Below are 2,231 nucleotides of genomic sequence, written 5' to 3'. Positions count from 1 at the left end.
GCCGGGGCCCTCGGGCACGATGTCCGCAGGTCAGATGGTGGCCGTGTCGATCACGAACCGGTAGCGCACGTCGCTGCTCAGCACGCGCTCGTACGCCTCGTTGATCTGGTCGCCGCGGATCAGCTCGATCTCGGCGCCGAGGCCGTGCTCGGCGCAGAAGTCCAGCATCTCCTGGGTCTCGGCGATACCGCCGATCATGGAACCGGCGAGGGTCTTGCCGCCGCCGATCACCGAGAACAGGTTCAGGGAGATGGGCTCCTCGGGGGCGCCGACATTGGCCAGCGTGCCCTCGGTCTTCAGCAGCGACAGGTAGGCGCCGAAGTCCAGCGGGGCCGAGACCGTGGAGACGATCAGGTCGAAGGTGCCGGCCAGCTCCTCGAAGGTCTTCGGGTCGCTGGTGGCGTAGTAGTGGTCAGCGCCCAGCTTCAGGCCGTCCTGCTGCTTGCGCAGGGACTGCGACAGCACGGTCACCTCGGCGCCGAGCGCGTGCGCGATCTTGACGCCCATGTGGCCGAGGCCGCCCAGGCCGACGATCGCGACCTTCTTGCCGGGGCCGGCACCGAAGCGCCGGAGCGGGGAGTAGAGGGTGATGCCGGCGCACAGCAGCGGCGCGGCGACGTCGAGGGAGAGGCCGTCGGGGATGCGGACGACGTAGTTCTCGTCGACGACGACCTTCTGCGAGTAGCCGCCGTAGGTGGGCTCGCCGTCCTTGCCGATGCCGTTGTACGTCGGGACGTTGCCCTGGACGCAGTACTGCTCACGGCCGGCCTTGCAGTTCTCGCACTCGCGGCAGGAATCGACCATGCAGCCGACGCCCACGCGGTCGCCGACGGCGAACTTCGTCACGCCGGGGCCGACCTCGCTGACGACACCGGCGATCTCGTGGCCGGGGACCATCGGGAAGATCGCCTCGCCCCAGCCCTCGCGGGCCTGGTGGATGTCCGAGTGGCAGATGCCGGCGAACTTGATGTCGATCAGGACGTCGAACTCGCCGACCTGGCGGCGCTCGATGGTGGTGCGCTCCAGCGGAGCCTTGGGAGCGGGTGCGGCGTACGCAGCAACAGTGGTCATGCCGGGGTTTCTCCTAGCAAAGTCTCTGTGCCCGGGTGCCTTCTGGATGTTCTGCCGAGCACGATCACCAGCGTGCCGGAGTCGCGCGCGTTCACCCAGACCACGGTTTTGCGTACGCACAGCGTGCGTACCACTGGCGGGGTCAGGCTGCCGTGCGTACGACCGTGAATACTGGACGCATGGACGTACAGCCCGAACCCGCACAGACAGCCGGTGGCGGCCTGGACCGGCGTGCCGAGCTCAGCGAGTTCCTGCGCACCCGGCGTGCCCGGCTGAAGCCGGAGGACGTGGGGCTGCCCGACTTCGGGCGGCGGCGGGTGCCGGGGCTGCGCCGCGAGGAGCTGGCGCAGCTCGCCGGGGTGTCCGTGGCGTACTACACGCGGCTGGAGCAGGGCAACGGGCGCAACGTCTCGGCGGAGGTGCTGGACGCGATCGCGCGCGCCCTGCGGCTGAGCGACGCCGAGCACGCGCACCTGACGCACCTGGCGAAGCCGAAGCAGCACAAGAAGAAGCCGGCGGCGCGCAGCCGGCAGGTGCGGCCGGCGCTGCGGCAGCTGCTGGACTCGATCGACAGCGTCCCGGCCTACATCGTCGGGCGCCGCTCGGAGATCCTGGCGTGGAACCGGATGGCCGCGGCCCTCTTCGGCGACTGGGCGGAGCTGCCGGCGCCGGAGCGGAACTGGGCGCGGCTGGTGTTCCTCAGGCCCGCGTACCGCGAGCTGTTCGTCGAATGGGACCGGAAGGCGTCCGACATCGTCGGCTACCTGCGCATGGACGCGGGCTGCCACCCGGACGACCCGCAGCTGTCCGCGCTGGTGGGCGAGCTGTCGGTGAAGAGCGAGGAGTTCCGCCGCCTCTGGGCCGCCCACGACGTCAAGGAGAAGAGCCACGGCGTCAAGCGCCTGCGCCACCCCCTGGTCGGCGACCTGACCCTGTCCTTCGAGACGTTCCGCCTGGTCGACGACGCCGAGCAGTCCCTGATCACGTACCACGCGGAGCCGGACTCCGCCTCGGCGGACGCGCTGCGCCTGCTGGCGAGCTGGGGGGCGGACGCGACCCGGGCGGGGGCCGGGAGCCCGGCCCCGTAGACGCGGAACGGCCCGCCGGAAGCCGAGGCTTCCGTAGGGCCCGTCTGTGGGCGGCCCGCCGGGAGCCGAGGC

Annotated in this window: 2 protein-coding genes; one reads left to right on the top strand and one right to left on the bottom strand. The window is 71.0% G+C overall.

Annotated elements, in window-relative coordinates; genetic code table 11:
* Positions 1 to 30 precede the first annotated feature (30 nt).
* Positions 31 to 1,071 (bottom strand): NAD(P)-dependent alcohol dehydrogenase, encoded by a 1,041-nt coding sequence (locus tag ABZ948_RS40860; RefSeq protein WP_359768195.1) that lies wholly within the window; start codon positions 1,069 to 1,071, stop codon positions 31 to 33.
* Positions 1,072 to 1,250: 179 nt separating this feature from the next.
* Between ABZ948_RS40860 and ABZ948_RS40855 the strand changes: the two genes are divergently transcribed.
* Positions 1,251 to 2,159 carry a helix-turn-helix domain-containing protein gene (locus ABZ948_RS40855; protein WP_359768194.1) on the top strand — a complete coding sequence of 303 codons (909 nt, stop codon included), beginning with the start codon at positions 1,251 to 1,253 and terminating at the stop codon, positions 2,157 to 2,159.
* Positions 2,160 to 2,231 lie beyond the last annotated feature (72 nt).

This window comes from Streptomyces olindensis, assembly GCF_040645895.1.
GTDB lineage: Bacteria > Actinomycetota > Actinomycetes > Streptomycetales > Streptomycetaceae > Streptomyces > Streptomyces olindensis.
Note: the sequence above shows the minus strand (reverse complement) of the source record. Positions and strands in the feature narration are given on the sequence as shown.

Bases quoted from the DNA above. Each gene is read 5' to 3' on its own strand.
- ABZ948_RS40860 (WP_359768195.1), bottom strand. From the start codon at position 1,071: ATGACCACTGTTGCTGCGTACGCCGCACCCGCTCCCAAGGCTCCGCTG.
- ABZ948_RS40855 (WP_359768194.1), top strand. From the start codon at position 1,251: ATGGACGTACAGCCCGAACCCGCACAGACAGCCGGTGGCGGCCTGGAC.